The sequence below is a fragment of the Microtetraspora malaysiensis genome (assembly GCF_050947145.1).
GTDB classification, from domain to species: Bacteria; Actinomycetota; Actinomycetes; order Streptosporangiales; family Streptosporangiaceae; genus Microtetraspora_A; species Microtetraspora_A malaysiensis.
The window spans coordinates 4,672,269-4,688,139 of the sequence record NZ_CP191998.1 but is presented as its reverse complement, the minus strand read 5'-3'; the positions used below and the strand labels follow the sequence as shown (position 1 = coordinate 4,688,139).

Annotated in this window: 13 protein-coding genes; 7 read left to right on the top strand and 6 right to left on the bottom strand. The window is 71.2% G+C overall.

Translation table 11 applies throughout. The features are described from left to right. Positions 1–6: 6 nt before the first annotated feature. Entirely contained in the window at positions 7–981 is a 975-nt protein-coding gene (locus ACQP1V_RS22210) for a LysR family transcriptional regulator (protein WP_433411300.1), read from the bottom strand. Between the two features lie 128 nt (positions 982–1,109). Between ACQP1V_RS22210 and dnaE the strand changes: the two genes are divergently transcribed. From dnaE to ACQP1V_RS22190, 4 genes are all read left to right on the top strand, one after another. After that, on the top strand, positions 1,110–4,640 hold the full coding sequence (dnaE, locus tag ACQP1V_RS22205; RefSeq protein WP_433411298.1) for a DNA polymerase III subunit alpha: 3,531 nt from the start codon (positions 1,110–1,112) through the stop codon (positions 4,638–4,640). Beyond that, the gene (locus ACQP1V_RS22200) at positions 4,637–4,957 is read left to right on the top strand and encodes a DUF6300 family protein (protein ID WP_433411296.1); all 321 of its coding nucleotides are present in this window, start codon (positions 4,637–4,639) and stop codon (positions 4,955–4,957) included. Before dnaE ends, ACQP1V_RS22200 begins: the two co-directional genes overlap by 4 nt. Positions 4,958–5,157: 200 nt before the next feature. Continuing rightward, positions 5,158–5,736 carry a TetR/AcrR family transcriptional regulator gene (locus tag ACQP1V_RS22195; RefSeq protein ID WP_433411294.1) on the top strand — a complete coding sequence of 193 codons (579 nt, stop codon included), beginning with the start codon at positions 5,158–5,160 and terminating at the stop codon, positions 5,734–5,736. After that, a complete protein-coding gene (locus ACQP1V_RS22190) occupies positions 5,733–7,232 on the top strand; it encodes an MFS transporter (RefSeq protein ID WP_433411292.1) in 1,500 nt (499 codons plus the stop codon). Before ACQP1V_RS22195 ends, ACQP1V_RS22190 begins: the two co-directional genes overlap by 4 nt. Here the strand turns inward: ACQP1V_RS22190 and ACQP1V_RS22185 are convergent. After that, on the bottom strand, positions 7,214–8,233 hold the full coding sequence (locus tag ACQP1V_RS22185) for a hypothetical protein (protein ID WP_433411289.1): 1,020 nt from the start codon (positions 8,231–8,233) through the stop codon (positions 7,214–7,216). The genes ACQP1V_RS22190 and ACQP1V_RS22185 overlap by 19 nt on opposite strands. Before the next feature lie 130 nt (positions 8,234–8,363). On the opposite strand from ACQP1V_RS22185, the gene ACQP1V_RS22180 reads away from it, so the two are divergent. Both ACQP1V_RS22180 and ACQP1V_RS22175 read left to right on the top strand, forming a co-directional pair. Next, positions 8,364–9,461, top strand: coding sequence for a sensor histidine kinase (locus tag ACQP1V_RS22180; protein WP_433411287.1), 1,098 nt, complete (start codon positions 8,364–8,366; stop codon positions 9,459–9,461). Beyond that, positions 9,401–10,030 carry a response regulator gene (locus tag ACQP1V_RS22175; RefSeq protein ID WP_067127461.1) on the top strand — a complete coding sequence of 210 codons (630 nt, stop codon included), beginning with the start codon at positions 9,401–9,403 and terminating at the stop codon, positions 10,028–10,030. Before ACQP1V_RS22180 ends, ACQP1V_RS22175 begins: the two co-directional genes overlap by 61 nt. Before the next feature lie 262 nt (positions 10,031–10,292). Here ACQP1V_RS22175 and ACQP1V_RS22170 read toward each other — a convergent pair whose 3' ends face one another. Then, entirely contained in the window at positions 10,293–11,240 is a 948-nt protein-coding gene (locus ACQP1V_RS22170) for a helix-turn-helix domain-containing protein (RefSeq protein WP_433411285.1), read from the bottom strand. Positions 11,241–11,311: 71 nt separating this feature from the next. On the opposite strand from ACQP1V_RS22170, the gene ACQP1V_RS22165 reads away from it, so the two are divergent. After that, the gene (locus tag ACQP1V_RS22165) at positions 11,312–12,385 is read left to right on the top strand and encodes a saccharopine dehydrogenase family protein (RefSeq protein ID WP_433411283.1); all 1,074 of its coding nucleotides are present in this window, start codon (positions 11,312–11,314) and stop codon (positions 12,383–12,385) included. 134 nt (positions 12,386–12,519) lie between these two features. On the opposite strand, the gene ACQP1V_RS22160 is transcribed toward ACQP1V_RS22165, so the two are convergent. The 3 genes from ACQP1V_RS22160 to ACQP1V_RS22150 all read right to left on the bottom strand — a co-directional run bounded on the left by ACQP1V_RS22160 (position 12,520) and on the right by ACQP1V_RS22150 (position 15,794). Then, positions 12,520–13,056 carry an alpha/beta fold hydrolase gene (locus ACQP1V_RS22160; RefSeq protein ID WP_433411281.1) on the bottom strand — a complete coding sequence of 179 codons (537 nt, stop codon included), beginning with the start codon at positions 13,054–13,056 and terminating at the stop codon, positions 12,520–12,522. Continuing rightward, a complete protein-coding gene (locus tag ACQP1V_RS22155) occupies positions 13,031–13,309 on the bottom strand; it encodes a hypothetical protein (protein ID WP_433426140.1) in 279 nt (92 codons plus the stop codon). The genes ACQP1V_RS22160 and ACQP1V_RS22155 overlap by 26 nt, the downstream gene beginning before the upstream one ends. 121 nt (positions 13,310–13,430) lie before the next feature. Next, positions 13,431–15,794: a hypothetical protein gene (locus tag ACQP1V_RS22150; RefSeq protein WP_433411279.1), complete on the bottom strand. Its 2,364-nt coding sequence runs from the start codon at positions 15,792–15,794 to the stop codon at positions 13,431–13,433. Positions 15,795–15,871: the final 77 nt, after the last annotated feature.

The following is a 15,871-nucleotide window of genomic DNA, read 5'->3' as shown; positions in this document are numbered from 1 at the left end:
GCGCTGTCAGCCCTGTCGGGGGGCGGAAGCCGCGGCGAAGGCGGCACGGTCGGGCTCGGGCAGCCACTGGCGTCGCGGGTCGAACGGCGGGACATTGTTCACGACGAAGCTGATGAACGGGGCCAGCGCCGGGTGCCGGTTCTGCCGGTGGTAGACCAGCGAGGACGGGTACGCCGGCGCGGGGTCGACGATCGGGATCTGAACAGTCCGCGGATGCCAGGGCACCCGCATCCGTTCACCCACGAACCCGATGTGTTCGCCGGAGCCGATCCCCTCGACGTAGTACTCCCAGCCGAAATCCGGCCCTGAGGTGTCGAGCCGGATGTCGAACTCGGCCCCCAGGGAGCAGTAGAACTCGGCCCACTCACTGCCGGGGACGTTGCCGGGCATCCACACGGTCGATCCGGACAGTTGCGCCATCTCCACCGCCCGCCGGTCGGCGAGGGGGTGGTCGCGGCCGACCAGCAGATGCAGCGGCTCAAGGCACGCCGGCACGTGGCGGAGGTCGTCCTCCAGGGGCCCGGTGACGCGGGCGACGGCGGCGTCGACGGATCCGTGAACGAGCGCGCGGCGCGCGGATCTGAGCCCGTTGGACGTGATGACCTCGATGTCCGCGTCCTTGACGGTCTGATGGAACGCCCGGATCAGATCGACGGAGGACAGCCGGGTGTCCAGTACGTCCACCCGGAGCGCGCGGCGCCGGCTCCGCAGTGCGTCAAGTGCCTGGTCGGCGATGCCGACGAGGGCGCGCGCGTGCGCGAGGAAAGCCCTGCCGTCCTCGGTGAGATCGGCTCCGTTGCGTGAGCGGACGAGCAACCTCACGCCGAGGTCGGCCTCAAGCTTCGCGATCCGCTTGGAAACGGCCTGCTGGCTGATGCCCAGCCGGGCCGCGACCTCGCCGAAGTATCGGTCCTCGGTGACGGCGACGAACGCGCGGACGGTGCCGAGATCGAGATCCGTCCCCGCCTCATCTACAACCAACGGTTGGGGCTTATCGGCGTGTCGATTGTTGGACAACCGCTCCTGCTCTCGGGTCGAATGCTCGGATTGAACGCTCGGGTCGCGGGCGAGCCTACAACCAGGAGGCGTGGATTTCGGTGGGATCCTTCGTGCATCTCCACGTGCACACCGAGTACAGCATGCTTGACGGCGCCGCCAAGGTCGGCCTGCTGATGGACGAGGTGTCCCGGCAGGGGATGCCCGCCGTGGCGATGAGCGACCACGGCAACGTGCACGGGGCGTACGAGTTCTATCAGGCGGCGCGCACGGCGGGGATCAAACCGATCATCGGCATCGAGAGCTATGTCGCTCCGGCCTCGCGCCACCATCGGCAGCCGGTGTACTACAGCGACAACCTCGCGTTGCGCCGGTCGAACGACGAGACAGGCGAAGGCGGGGACGTCTCCGGGCGAGGCCTCTACACGCATATGACGATGTGGGCCGCCGACGCCGAGGGCCTGCGCAACCTGTTCCGTCTCCAGTCCCGGGCCTGGCTGGAAGGCCATGTCCAGAAATATCCGCGTATGGACGACGAACTGCTCGCCGAGCACGGCCGGGGCATCATCGCCACGACCGGCTGCCCGTCGGGGGAGGTGCAGACCAGGCTGCGGCTCGGCCAGTACGGCAAGGCGGTCGAGGCCGCCGCGCGCTACCGCGACATCTTCGGGAAGGACAACTACTTCCTGGAGCTGATGGATCACGGCCTCGCCATCGAGCGCCGGGTGCGCGACGAGTTGCTCAGGCTCGGCAAGGAGCTCGGCCTGCCGCCCCTGGCCACCAACGACTCGCACTACGTCACCGAGAGCCAGGCCCAGGCGCACGACGCGCTGCTGTGCGTCGGCACCGGCAAGCGGATCGCCGACGCCGACCGCTTCCGGTTCGGCGGCAGCGGCTACTACATCAAGCCCGCCGAGGAGATGCGCGCGCTGTGGGACGGCGAGGTGCCGGGCGCCTGCGACAACACGCTGCTGATCGCCGAGCGGATCGGCGACTACGGCGAGGTCTTCGCCCATCGGGATTTGACGCCCCGCTTCCCCGTCCCCGAAGGGGAGAGCGAGTCGAGCTGGCTGCGCGAGCAGACCCTCGAGGGGGCGCGCCGCCGCTACGGCGGCGGGCTGTCCCAGGAGGTGCTCGACCGCATCGACTACGAACTGTCGGTCATCGACGCCATGGGTTTTCCCGGCTACTTCCTGGTGGTCGCCGACATCTGCCGGCACGCCCGCGAGCAGGGCATCGGCCTGGGCCCGGGGCGCGGCTCGGCCACCGGCTCGATCGTCGCCTACTGCACGGGGATCACCCAGCTCGACCCGATCGAGCACAAGCTGATCTTCGAACGCTTCCTCAACCCCGAACGCGTCACCATGCCGGACGTCGACCTCGACTTCGACGACCGGCGGCGCGACGAGATGATCGACTACGTCACCCGTAAATACGGCGCGGACCGCGTCTGCCAGATCGTCACCTTCAGCACCATCAAGGCCAAGGCCGCGATCAAGGACTCCTGCCGCGTCCTGGGCCTGCCGTATGCCGTGGGGGACCGCATCACCAAAGCCTTCCCCGCCGCGGTCGGCGGCAAGGAGATCCCGCTCGCCGCCATCCACAACGAAGGCCACCCCCGCCACGGCGAGGCGGCCGAGCTGCGCCAGATGTACGAGCAGGACCCGGACAGCCGGCGGGTCGTCGACACCGCGGCCGGCCTCGAGGGCCTCACCCGGGGCACCGGTATCCACGCCGCCGGCGTGATCCTCTCCAGTGAGCCCCTGATCGACGTGATCCCGCTGGCCAGGCCCAAAGCCGACGGCCCGATCATCACCGGCTTCCCCTTCACCCAGGCCGAGGACATGGGCCTGCTGAAGATGGACTTCCTCGGTCTGCGCAACCTCACCGTCATCGGCGACGCGATCGCCAACGTCCGCGCCAACAAGGGCGTCGACATCGACATCCTCGACGTTCCGCTCGACGACGCCACGACGTACGAACTGCTGGCGCGCGGCGACACGCTCGGGGTCTTCCAGCTGGACGGCGGCGGCATGCGGGTCCTGCTGAAACTCATGCAACCCACCACGTTCACCGACATCGCCGCGGTGAACGCGCTGTACCGGCCCGGACCGATGGAGATGAACGCCCACACCAACTACGCCCTGCGCAAGACCGGCAAGCAGCCGGTCGAACCGATCCACCCCGAACTCGCGGAGGCGCTCGAACCCATCCTGGGCGACACCTACCACCTGGTCGTCTTCCAGGAGCAGGTCATGGCCATCGCCCAGCAGCTCGCCGGGTACTCCCTCGGCGCCGCCGACATGCTGCGTCGCGCCATGGGCAAGAAGAAGAAGGAGGTCCTGGACGCCGAGTGGGGCCGTTTCTCCGCCGGGATGCGCGAACACGGTTACTCCGACGAGGCGATCAAGGCGGTCTGGGACGTACTGGTGCCCTTCAGCGGCTACGGCTTCAACAAGTCGCACACCGCCGGGTACGGCCTGGTCTCCTACTGGACCGCGTACCTGAAGGCCAACCATCCCCAGGAGTACCTGGCCGCGCTGCTCACGTCGGTCGGCGACGACAAGGACAAGATGGCCGTCTACCTGTCCGACTGCCGGCGCCTGGGTATCCGGGTGCTGCCCCCGGACGTCAACGCCAGTCAGCTGGACTTCGCCGCCGTCGGCTCCGACATCCGGTTCGGCCTGGGCGCGGTGCGCAACATCGGAGCCGGAGTCGTGGACGCCGTCGTCGCCACCCGCGAGGCCGAGGGCCCGTACGCGGACTTCAACGACTTCCTCGCCAAGGTCCCCGCCGCCGTCTGCAACAAACGCGTCATCGAGTCACTGTCCAAAGCCGGCGCGTTCGACAGCCTGGGGCATCACCGCAAGGCCCTGGTCGCGGTGCACGAGCAGGCCGTCGACGCGGTCGTCGACGTCAAACGGAACGAGGCCCACGGCCAGGACTCGCTGTTCGGCGGGCCGAGCCAGCGAGGCGCCTTCTCGATCGCGATCCCGCAGGGCGAGTGGGACAAGGCCACCCTCCTCGCCTTCGAGCGCGAGATGCTCGGCCTGTACGTCTCCAGCCACCCGCTCGACGGCGCCGAGCACGTCCTGGACGCCAACCGCGACACCACGATCGCCGACCTGCTGGCCTCCGGTCGGCAGGACGGAGTGACCAGGATCAGCGGCATCGTCTCCGGTCTGCAACGCAAGGTCACCAAGCAGGGCAACCCGTGGGCGATCGTCACCCTTGAGGACCACGACGCCGCCGTCGAGTGCCTGATCTTCCCCAAGACCTACATCCTCTACGGCGACACGCTGGCCCAGGACCGGGTGATCTCCCTACGGGGCCGGATCAACGTACGCGACGAGACGATGAGCGTCTACGGCGAGGAGATCACCGTCCTCGACGCCTCCCGGGCCGACACTGAGCCCGCCGTGGTGATCTCGATCCAGGAGACCCGGCTGAACCTGCGGCTCGTCCGGGAGTTCCGGCACATCCTCACCACCCACCCCGGCCGGGCGCCCGTACACGTGCGGCTGCTGCGCCACGGCGCCGCGAGCGTGCTGGTGAACCTCCAGCCCTTCCGGGTCGCTCCGGAACCGGCGTTCTACGGCGACGTCAAGGCGCTGCTCGGCGCGGACGCGATCGGTGGCGCATGACCCGCGACTGGGCCTGCCCGCGCTGCCGTACCGACAGCGTCCTCGCCGTCCTCCGCCTGCCCCGCACCTGGACGAACGCGTCGGGGAACCAGGTCCGGGGCGTCAGCGACGTCCTCCTGTGCGCCCGCTGCGACGCGGCCGATCCCCTCGCCGGCCCGATCGTCGCGCACTTCGCCGTCCACGGAACCGTGCGGCCGGAGAACATCGCCCAGCTCGCGCCAGGCCTGCTCCGCTGGATCGACCGGGCAAGGCCGCCCAAACCGGACGAGGACGCGCTGGATGCCGAGGCAGAGGCCTGGTACCGCGGCGAGCTGTGACCCCCGGCTTCGCGGCCAAGTCGTCCAGCTCCAGCTGCGGGACGTGCGAGATGAAGGGCCGGATTCCTCCCTCGCCATGCCCGCTCATCCGGCAACACGCCTGCCGCCCCTGCCGTGCGGTAGACAGTGTCTACCGACAGTGGTAGACACTGTCTATGCAATCGGAGGGCTCTCTTCAGAAGCGGCTTGTCGATGTCGGCGTGGAAATCGTGCTGACCGAGGGTGTTTCGTCGGTGGGATTGCGAGAGATCGCTCGCCGGGCGGGAGTGTCCCACGGGGCTCCGCGCCGGTACTTTCCCACCCATCAGGCGCTGCTTTCGGCGATCGCCCGCCGCGGGTTCGCCGACCTTGCGGAGCGGTTCGCGGAGGCGGCCGGCGACGCGCCGTCACCGGTGGCACAGCTGCGGGCGCTGGCCGGTGCGTACGTGCGATACGCGCAGGAACGTCCCGGCATGTTCGAGCTGATGTTCCGGCACGACCTCCTGCGCGGACAGGCGCTCGCGGCCGGTCAGCCGCAGCTGCGGGAGGCGAGCATGCCTCTGTTCGGCCGGATCGTGGATCTCATCTCCCGGTCCCGGAAGCGGGAGAGCGGGCGCGGGAACGTGCCGGCGGAGGTGACCGCGGTCGCGCTGTGGACGAATGTGCACGGCCTCGCCCAGCTGTGGGGGTGGGGCAGTGTCGGACTCGCGCTGGGCGACGACTCGGCGCAGGCCGACGACCGGCTCGACGAGCTCGTCACCGCGATCGTCGACGCCCATCTGGGCGGAGCGGACACGTGAGCAGCACCGTACGGCGGCGTCTGGCCCTGGTGGTCAGCGCCGGGGGCGCGATGTTGGTCGCCCTCGACGGCACCGTCCTGATCCTGACCCAGCCCAGCGCGCAACGCGACCTCGGCGCGAGCGTGGCGCAGATGCAGTGGACCAGCACCGGCTACCTGCTCGCCGTGGCCGCGCTGCTGGTCATCGCCGGGCGCCTCGGCGACCGGTACGGCCATCGGCGGCTGCTGCTGTGCGGCCTGCTCGGCTTCGCGGGGACCTCGGCCTGGATCGCGCTCGCGCCGAACATCGGGTGGATGATCGGCCTGCGCGTCGCGCAGGGCGTGTTCGGTGCCCTCCTTCAACCGGCGACGCTGGCGATACTGCGCCTGACCTATCCGCCGGAGCGGCTCGGCGGCGCCGTCGCCATCCGTACCAGCGCCATCGGCGTGGCCAGCGCGGCCGGACCGGTCCTCGGCGGCGTCCTGGTGGCACACCTGGGCTGGCGCAGCGTGTTCGTGATCAACGTTCCCTTCGCGCTGGCGATCGCCGCGGCCGCTCTCGCCGTTCGAGCAGCAGCACCGGAGCACCGTGAATCGACGCGCGAGCACACGCAGCGGCTCGATGTCGTGGGCGCGGCGCTGGTCGCGGGCGTTCTCGCCATCGGGGTGTACACCCTCGTCGGAGTACCGGCGCACGGCTGGACCGGCGGACCGACGCTGGCGGGCCTGGCCTGCACCGTGGCCGGTGCGGCGCTCCTGATCGCCCACGAACGCCGCGCCGCCCATCCGATCGTGCCGCCCGAGGTGGCGCGATCGGTCCCGGTGACGGCCGCGATGGCGATCCTTCTTCTCACCGCCGGCGGCATGTTCGGTGCCCTGTTCGTCGCCACCTTCCTGTTCCAGGACGTGCTCGGGCTGGATCCGCTCGCGACAGGCCTGCGGGTCCTCCCGATGACCGTGCTCATGATCCTCGGGGCGCCCCTGGCCAGTGCGGCACTCCGGCGGTACGGGCCGCGCCGCACCGCCGTGGTCGGCTCCGTCCTGGTCACGCTCGGCATCGTGGCCCTGTCCGGCCGCACCTCGGCGACCGCCTGGACGGGGAGTAGCGTGGCCTTCGCCCTGCTGGGCGTCGGCTTCGCCGTTGTCATGGTCACCGCCACCGGGACCGTGGTCGGCGACGCGCCTCCCGGGTACGCCGGAGTCGTCGGCGGGCTCAAGCAGACCGCCATGAACATCGGCCCCACCCTCGGTATCGCCGTCGCCGCCGGCCTGATGCAGACGGACGCGCTCGAGGCCGCGAGCTCCCCACCGCTCAGGACCCTGGCCGCGACCGCCCTCACGGCCCAACCCGCACTGCTGGCATCGGCCGCGGTCGCCGTCCTCGGACTGCTGCCCGCCCTGCTGCTGCCCGCTCAGCCGACGCCCAATGCGCGGCACCCCGAGCAGACCGCGGCTGACCCCGGCGCTCAGGGGCGTCTCCCTCGGCCGCGGATCCAGGTTCACGACCGGATGCTGTGATCGGCGTGAGGGGGACGGACAGCGCTTTCCTGGTGCCCGTCGCGCCTGCGGCGCAGGTGGTAGCAGGTGGTGGCGGTGGCCAGCGCGGCGCCCCAGATCGGCCAGAAGCACTCCGGCAGCCAGGCCCCCCACTCGGCCAGGGCGAACCGGCCGGCGACGGTCCAGCGGATGTACGTCAGCCCGGCCACGGTGATGATGATCGAGACCAATCCGGCGGGGACGACCGCGAGCAGCGGCGGCACCCTTCTCCCGCGCAATCCGGGGATCCAACGCGGGAGGATCTCGCCCCACCGTTGGGTCAGGCCGAGGGTGAGCAGGCCGCCGAGCGCGCCGAAGGTGGCCAGGTAGGCGCCCGCCAGCCACAGACCGCCCTCGCCTTCGGCCAGAAACTCCGCGCTCACGCCGAGCGGGATGCCCAGGGCCCACGCCCATCGGGTGGCGCAGTACACCAGCGGCACCGCGATCGCCACATACACCGCCACCCGCCCCCGCTCCGGAGTGAACCAGCGTCCGCGTCCCTCGTCGCGTCGATAGGCCAGCGCCGCGGCGGCCAGCAGCAGGCCGCCCAGCACGCACACGAGCTGGTTGAGCACCGGCCACGGCCAGGCGTCGGCGAAGGTTGCGCCGCCGAGGCCCCAGCCGAAGACGGGGGCGACGAGCAGCAGCGGCGTGTAGGCGACGCCCATCATCAACCGCGAGTCGGGGATCACCAGGACCAGGAGCGCGGCGATCGCCCAGGCCGCGATGACCGGCGTACGGCGGCCGCTCCCGCGGGTCAACGCCAGCGCCGTGATGGCGGTCACCAGGCAGCCGGCGGCGATCGCCCAGCCGAAGCCCGGAGTCGTTCCGGCCAGGATCGACAGGGCGCCGTCCGGGTCGGGATCGGCGGCGCCCCAGGGGTACCCGGGCGCGCCCAGCGCCCACCCGACCCCGAGCGCGCCATAGGTCAGCGCCCACAGCGCCGCCGCATACCCTTGCCGGCGAAAAGTGAAGATCGTCATGTGACCAGCCTCCCGGCGCGGAGGGCTGACGAGCCAGATGCCGTTCGGCACCCTTCACGGTGAGAACGGGTGCCGTTCGGCACTCCTCGCTACGGCACAAAAGGCGCGTATCCTCGCCCAGGTGTCCGTGATGCTGGTTGTTGCCGGGATATCGGTTGCTGTTGCTGTCGCGCTCGCCGTGACCGGGTTGTCCCGGCCCCGGTTCCGGCCGCACCTGTCCGCGTCGGCCTTGCTCGCGGCGGGCGTGTCGATGTCTGTCACGCTGGCTCATGTGACCGGCGTGGGGCGCCCGGCGCCGGGCACGGACGCGCTCGGCATGGTCGAGAGCGTGGCGTTGATGGTGCTGGTCGGCCTGGTCATCCGGTACGCGCCGTCCCGGCGGGCGGTGTTGTCCGCTCCGGCGGCGGGTCTTGCCGCGGCCGTCTGGTTGCTGCGCGTGTTCGCGCCCGCCTCGCCGCTGGAAGGGGTGGGGGTGTGCGCGTTCTGGGGGCTGGGCGTGCTGGTGGCCGCGGCCGTCGGCGGCTACCTCCGTTTTCTCGACGTACGGCAGGAGCGCGCGGTGGCCGACACCCACCTGACCCTGCGGCTGCGGCTCGCCGGGGACCTGCACGACTATCTGGCGCACGACATCAGCGAGATGGTCGCGCACGCCCAGGCGGGCCAGGTGGCAGGTGAACCCCTGCGGGCGCTCGAACGCGTCGAGGCCGCGGGCCAGCGCGCCCTGTCGATGCTGGACCGGACGCTGGACATGCTGCACCACGACCGGCCCCTCGCTCCCGGCGGCGACCTGGGCGGCATCCGCGAGGCGGCCGAACGGTTCTCCGCCGCCGGCCCGGCGCCGGTCCGTCTGCGCATGGATCCGGCTCTGGTGGTCCCGCCGGAGACCGCGGCCCTGGCCTACCGGATCGTGATCGAAGGAATGACCAACATCCGGCGGCACGCACCGCGGGCCGGACGCGTGGACCTGAGCGTCAGCGCCTCGTCCGGCGTCCTGGAGGTCACGATGACCAACGACGGCATGGTCCGCGCCCCGAGCATCCGGCGTGGCGGCACCGGCCTGCGCGCCCTGGCCTCGCTCGTCCAGGCCCAGGGTGGCGAGCTGACCGCGGAAGCCGTATCCGACGGGTGGTCGCTGACCGCCCGCCTGCCACTGGCAGAATCGCCGGAGTGGTCACCCGCATCCTCATCGCCGACGACCAGGAAGGCATCCGCGGCGCCTTCCGCCTGATCCTCGACGCCCAGCCCGACATGACCGTGGTGGCCGAAGCCGCCGACGGGCGTACCGCGATCGACACCGCCAAGACGATCAAACCCGACGTGGTCCTCGCCGACATCCGCATGCCCGGCGCCGACGGCATCGAGGTGACCCGCGCCCTGGCCGGCACCGGCATCCACGTCGTGGTCGTCACCACCTTCGGGCTGGACGAGTACGTCCACGCCGCGCTGCGGCACGGTGCCGCCGGGTTCGTCCTCAAACGCTCCGGCCCCACGCTGCTCATCGAGGCCATCCGGGCCGCGATGAGCGGCGACGTGCTCATCAGCCCGCAGCTCACCGTCCGGCTGCTGCGCGGGAGCGGCCGGCCACGCGAGACGTCCACCGTCGTCCTCACTGAGAGAGAGGACGAGATCGTGACCCTGGTCGCGCAGGGCAGGACCAACGCCGAGATCGCCGCCGAGCTCTTCCTGTCCGCGGGCACCGTGAAGAACCACGTCGCCTCCATTCAACGCAAGACCGGCGCCAGGAACCGCGTCGCGATCGCCGCGTGGGCCTGGGCGACCGGCCGGGCCGAGCCCTGATCCAGAGCCGGTCACTCTGAGGGGGGCGGCTTCAGGATGCGTTACCGCCGTCGTGGTCACTGTGACGCGTACCGGCGCCGCCTGACCGGGCCTCGCCGCTGAGGGCCCGGCCGTGGCTTCCAGTGAGGAACCAACGACGTCCTCGTCACAGCGCCGCGTCTGCGCGGACCATCCCAGCCGGACCGCCTCAGCCGGCCCGCAAAGGCCGGCGGCCCGTCGGCCGCTGAGACGGCCGAGGGCCGTCAAGGTGCGGACCGCGGCCTCACGCCCGGAACGTCCGGCGGTAGGCGTCCGGCGGTACGCCGATCGTGCGGTGGAAGTGGCGGCGCAATGTCGTCGCCGTGCCCATGCCCGCGGCCGAGGCGATGGTGTCGACGCTGTCGTCCGTGGTCTCCAGCAGCTCCTGCGCGCGGCGGATCCGCTGCGTCAGCAGCCACTGCAGCGGGGTGGTGCCGGTTACCGACCGGAAGTGGCGGGCCAGGTGGCGTGAACTCATGTTCGCCTGGCGGGCCAGGTCCTCCACGGTGAGCGGCTGATCCAGCCGCCGCATCACCCAGGGGAGCAGCTCGGCCAGGGGATGGCCGTCCTGGGCAGGCACCGGTGTGATGACGAACTGGGCTTGGCCACCGGCCCGGTGGGGCGGCACGACCAGGCGGCGGGCGACCACGTTGGCGACTGCCGAGCCGTGGTCGCGGCGGACCAGATGCAGGCACAGGTCCATCGCTGCGGCCTTGCCCGCGGACGTGAGCACGCTGCCGTTGTCCACGTAGAGCACGTCCGGATCGACCTTCACCCGGGGATAGCGCGCGGCCAGTTCCTCGGTGTGGGCCCAGTGCGTGGTCGCGCGCAGCCCGTCGAGCAGGCCGGCGGCGGCGAGCACGAACGCGCCCGTGCACAGGGAGACCACCCGCGAGCCGGACTCGTGGGCCGCCCGAACCGCCTCGACCAGGTCGGCCGGCGGGTCCTCGTCGACGTCCGCCAAGGCGGGGACGATCACGGTGCCGGCGTGCGCCAGCCGGTCGAGCCCGCAGTCCGGCTCCAGCCGGAACCGGCCGACCCGGACGGCGTGCGTGCCGCACACCCTGACGTCGTACCAGGGGCCGGGCAGGGTGGCCGGGGCGGAGCCGAAGACCTCGTGGGCCAGGGCCAGCTCGAAGTGCAGCATCCCGTCGGTAGCGGCGATCGCGACGGAGCGCGGGACGGAGCTCATGTCGGGAATTGTACGGGTTATGTCGTTTCGGACACTGGCACCGATGAGTCAACGGGGACAGGATTTTCGCGGTGGATCACTTCGAGCACGCGGGAGCAGGCATGGGATCGGGTCGGAATGTGGCGGTGTTCGGCGCCTACGGGCACACCGGGCGGTTCGTGGTCGCGGAGTTGCGCGAGCGCGGATACGTCCCGCTGCTCCTCGGCCGCGACCAGGACAAGCTGCTGGCGCTGGCGCAGGCCCAACCGGGGCTCGAGGCGCGGCAGGCGTCGGTCGACGATCCGGCCTCGCTCAACCGCGCGCTGAACGGCGCGGCCGCCGTGATCAACTGTGCCGGGCCCTTCGCCTCAACCGCCGCCCCGCTGGTCGAGGCGGCGCTGCGCGCCGGCATCCCGTATGTCGACGTGGCGGCCGAGATCGAGGCGAACATTGACACGTTCGCACACTTCGCGGGGCGCGCCCGCGCCGCGGGCACCGTGGTGGTCCCGGCGATGGCCTTCTATGGCGGCCTCGGCGACCTGTTGGTCACCACCGCGATGGGCGACTGGACGGCGGCGGACGAGGCGCACATCGCCTACGGCCTGAGCAGCTGGCACCCCACTGCCGGAACGCTCGCTTCGGGCGCGGTCTCGGGGCAGCGACGGGGCGGCCGCCGGGTCCGCTACACCGGCGGACGGCTGGAATACCACGACGACGCTCTGCCGACCCTGGAGTGGCCCTTCCCCGCTCCGCTCGGCCCCCAGAGCGTCATCGGAGAGTTCACCATGGCCGACATCGTCACCGTTCCCAGCCACCTGGCCGTCCCGGAGGTGCGCACCTACATGACCGCCAAGGCGGCCGCGGACCTGTCCGCTCCCGACGCCGCGGCACCGACCGCCGTCGACGACCGCGGCCGCTCCGCGCAGACCTTCGTCGTCGACGTCCTGGTCCGCTCCGGTGGCACGGAACGCCGCGTGGCCGCCACCGGTCAGGACATCTACGCCATCAGCGCGCCGCTCGCGGTGGAGGCCGTCGACCGCATCCTCACCGGCCGGACCAGGACCACCGGCGTCGCCTCCGCGGGCGCGGTCTTCGACGCCCCGGACTTCCTCCGCGCCCTGTCCGCGCATCTCTCGCTGCACGTCCCGCTCGACACACGCGGCTGACCGGCGACCCGTGCCGGGAGCCAGGTCATGGTCAGCGCGGTCGATGAGCAGGCCGATCACCCGTGCGGGACGGCCGTCCGGGCCGAGCACGGTGGTCGGCTGAGCGACGGCGGCAGGCGGTTCAGGTGGACGCGTCAGGCGTCGGGGTCGCCGGCCAGGAACGGCAGCACGCCGGAGAGCACGTCGGCCGATCTGTTCCAGCCTCCCTGGTGGTCGGCGTCGAGCACGGAGAAGAAGCCCACGCCGGTACGCCGCGCGAAGGTCCGCATCGGATCGTGCCAAGGGTCGGCGGTGCCCGCGTACATCAGCATTGTGACGCCGCAGGCCGCCAGTTCGGCGTGCGGGCCGGGCTCATGGGAGAACGCCTCGTAGTTCGCGCGGAACGCCCCGAGATCCCCGGCAACGATGACGGCGGCTTGGGCGGGATCGGCGGCGGCTCCCTGTTTGACCAGCTGGTAGGGGTCGACGTCCGCGGGCAGCCCGAGGTGGCGCAGCGTCGGTCCGATCGCCGAGCGGAAGCCGCCGATGGGGTCGAAGGCGCCGGCGACGAGGCGGGTGAGCCGTCCGGGCGCGTGTACGGCGACCGCGTACCCGGTGAGAGCTCCCAGCGAATAGCCCCAGAACGCGGCCTTGTCCGCACCGACGTCATCCAGCACGGCGGTCGGGTCCACGCGCTCGAGCTTGGTCCAGCCGGTCCAGCCGCGCTTCTTCAGCAGCTCGATCAGCCGACGGGCCGGTGGCACAGTGTCGAACGCCAGTGTGTCCATTCAGCGCCAGCACCAGCGCGAACAGCGCCTGCGGACTCCTGGCCAGTTCCTGAGCCCAGTCGGTCTCCTCGGCCGTCGGGGCGAAGAACACGTGCAGCACCCGCGCCGAGGTCAGGCGCTTGAACTGCGGGTAGGCGGTCCGCTCGATCGACGTCACGGGCGAGCCCTTCCTGCTGATCACTTCCAGAACCCGCACACCATAGCGACAGATGATCACAACGCACCGCACAGCTCATCGGACTGCAACCAAATCAACGCAAATGGTGACACCTCGGCTGCTATCGTGACCTCTGACCAGCCCTATTAGCCCTTTCCGGCGTACTTGGTCTGCCCCCCATGTGACGGCGTATCCGGTCGGCGTCCTCGCCCCGGCCGAGATCGTCGAAAACGTCAGCGAGGAGATCCAGGTCCTGTCGCCGCCGGACAGTGAAGAACCCCGGCGACGGCCGGGCCCATACCATGCAGAGGTCCACCGCCTCCCGCGCGGCCGCCAACGCATGCTCGTGCTGTCCACGAGCGTACTGAGAGGCGGCGAGTGCGGTCAGAGCGCAGGCGAGACCGGGCTGAAAGACGACCGGGAGGTCGCCCGCCAGGCGACGGTGCGTCCGCACGGCTTCCGCGGCGGCGTCGACGGCCTGCTCCACCTGGCCAAGCCGAGTCAGGCACAGGGCGAGACCGGTCAGCGCGTCGGCGAGATCCGGCTCTTCTGTCACGCTCGCCTGCGCCGCCGCCCGGCGATCGGCCACGTATTCATGGAACGCCGCGACGGCCTCCTCGACGGCGGCGAGCGCGTCGACGGGGTTCAGCCATCGGCCCAGATCGCTGAGCATCTCGCAGAGGTATTTCAACGCGTCGGCTCGGGCGAACCGGTTGGTTGCGGCCACCTCGCGCAAGGTCCGTACGGCTTCGTCGGCGGCTGTCAGAGCGTCATCTCCACGTCCGGCCTCCCATAGTCGTCGGCTGAGGGCCGCGAGAGCCGGGGCGAGGTACACCGCGTTTTCCAGCCGCCGATGCACCTCCACCGCGGAGACGGTGACGGTCAGCGCATTGTCGCTCCTGCCCAGGTCGGCGGCCAGTCTGCCCAGTCCGGTCAACGCCTGGGCGAGATCGAAGTCGGCCGGGACGGGCTGCGTCATTTGGGTGTGGACCGCGATGGCGCGCTCCGCGGCGGCCGATGCGTCGCCACTGCGGCCGGCTTCCCCCAGGTGTCGGCCGTACTCCGTCAGCACCCGGATCAGGTGGGCGTCGGACGGGGTGAGCCGGAGAGAGATTCGCACCGCCTCCGCCGCGGCTGCCACGGCCCGCTCCCGATGCCCGGACGCGGCATGCGCGCCGGCGAGGCGGAGCAGTGCTTTGGCCAGTCCGAGCCCGTCTGATTCCGCGCCACCGTGCTCGGCCACGATCTTCTCGGCGGTTGCCAGCCATTCGCCGCGCACGGTGGACAGCCGTACCCCGTGGTCCCGCAGCCAGGCGCGGCTGTCGTTCGCGTGGGCGAGAGCCCGGCACGCCTGCCGGTCGTACGGGAGCCGGATCCGCTCGAACACCCTACGGATGTCGCCCAGCGACAGACTCCACAGCGATTCGTTGTCCGCCAGCGCCGCCAGGTACGCCCGCTGGGCGTCGTCCAGCTCGACCGGCGGCTCCGGAAACGCCTTGAGCAGCAACAGGATCCACTCGAACCCGTCCGTCAGCCGCGCGAACGCGAGCGCCACCGGAAGGAATTCGGTGAAGCCGGTCACCCGCTCCAGGGCGGCATCGAGGAGTGTGCCGCGAAACCGGCCGACAATCTGCGGCAGTCCGTCGGGAAACCAGCGGTCGGCGGCCTCCGGGTCCTGCAACGCGTTCATGATCATATTGACGGCTGCGAGGTCGTCGGCCAGCGCGGGCGCCAGGGCCGCGCACGCCCGCACCCCGGGGTGGGGGTCCTCGAGGAAGTCGCGTGGCGCGGCGCCGAGGTCGCCGAGCGCGAGAACCAGCGCGGCCCGTTCGGCCGCGTCGGCGGTTGGCGCGAGCCGGGCCAACCGCCGAACGAGCCGAGGCCGGGGCGACGGCGCCGTGGCCGCCAGTTCGGCGGCGCGGACCAGCCGGGTCGCCGCGCATGCTGAGGACGCCCGCACCCACGGATCCGCGTCGGCCAGGCAACCTTCGACGACGTCTGCCAGCCGGCTCGCCGCCTGCCGGCAATCGAGCAGGACCATGGCCCACATCGCATGCTCACGCTCCGCATCCTCGAGGATGTCGTCGTACACGTCCTCATCGCTGGAGGCGGCGGCGATCCGCGCGATCTCGCTTCTGATGTCCCGCCCTCCGGGGGCGGCGTCGGCGGCCAGGTCGCCCGGGTACGGCGCGGCGGCGGCTTCGCCGACCTCGGCCAGCCAGCGCAGCAGATCGCGTCTCAGCCAGGCGGTATCCGGGCCGGCGATCGACGGGGCGCGAAGGATCTGCCCCACGGCCAACGCGGCGGACGCCGTGGCCGTCCACGGCGTGCCCTGGTGAATGACGGCGCTGTTGAGATGGTCCAGGGCCGCGCGCCGGGCGGACTCGTCTCCGTCCAGAAGCGCCGTCAAATGCCCGGGTGTGTCGGTCGCCTTGCCGTAGGCGTGCAGCAAAACCGCGAATGAACCGTCGTCTGTCGTCAGCACCCGGGAAGTGTTCCACAGCCCCGGCATGCCCTCGGTCCAGCTCGTACGGGACGAAGTCGCCCGTAGGCGGATCACGC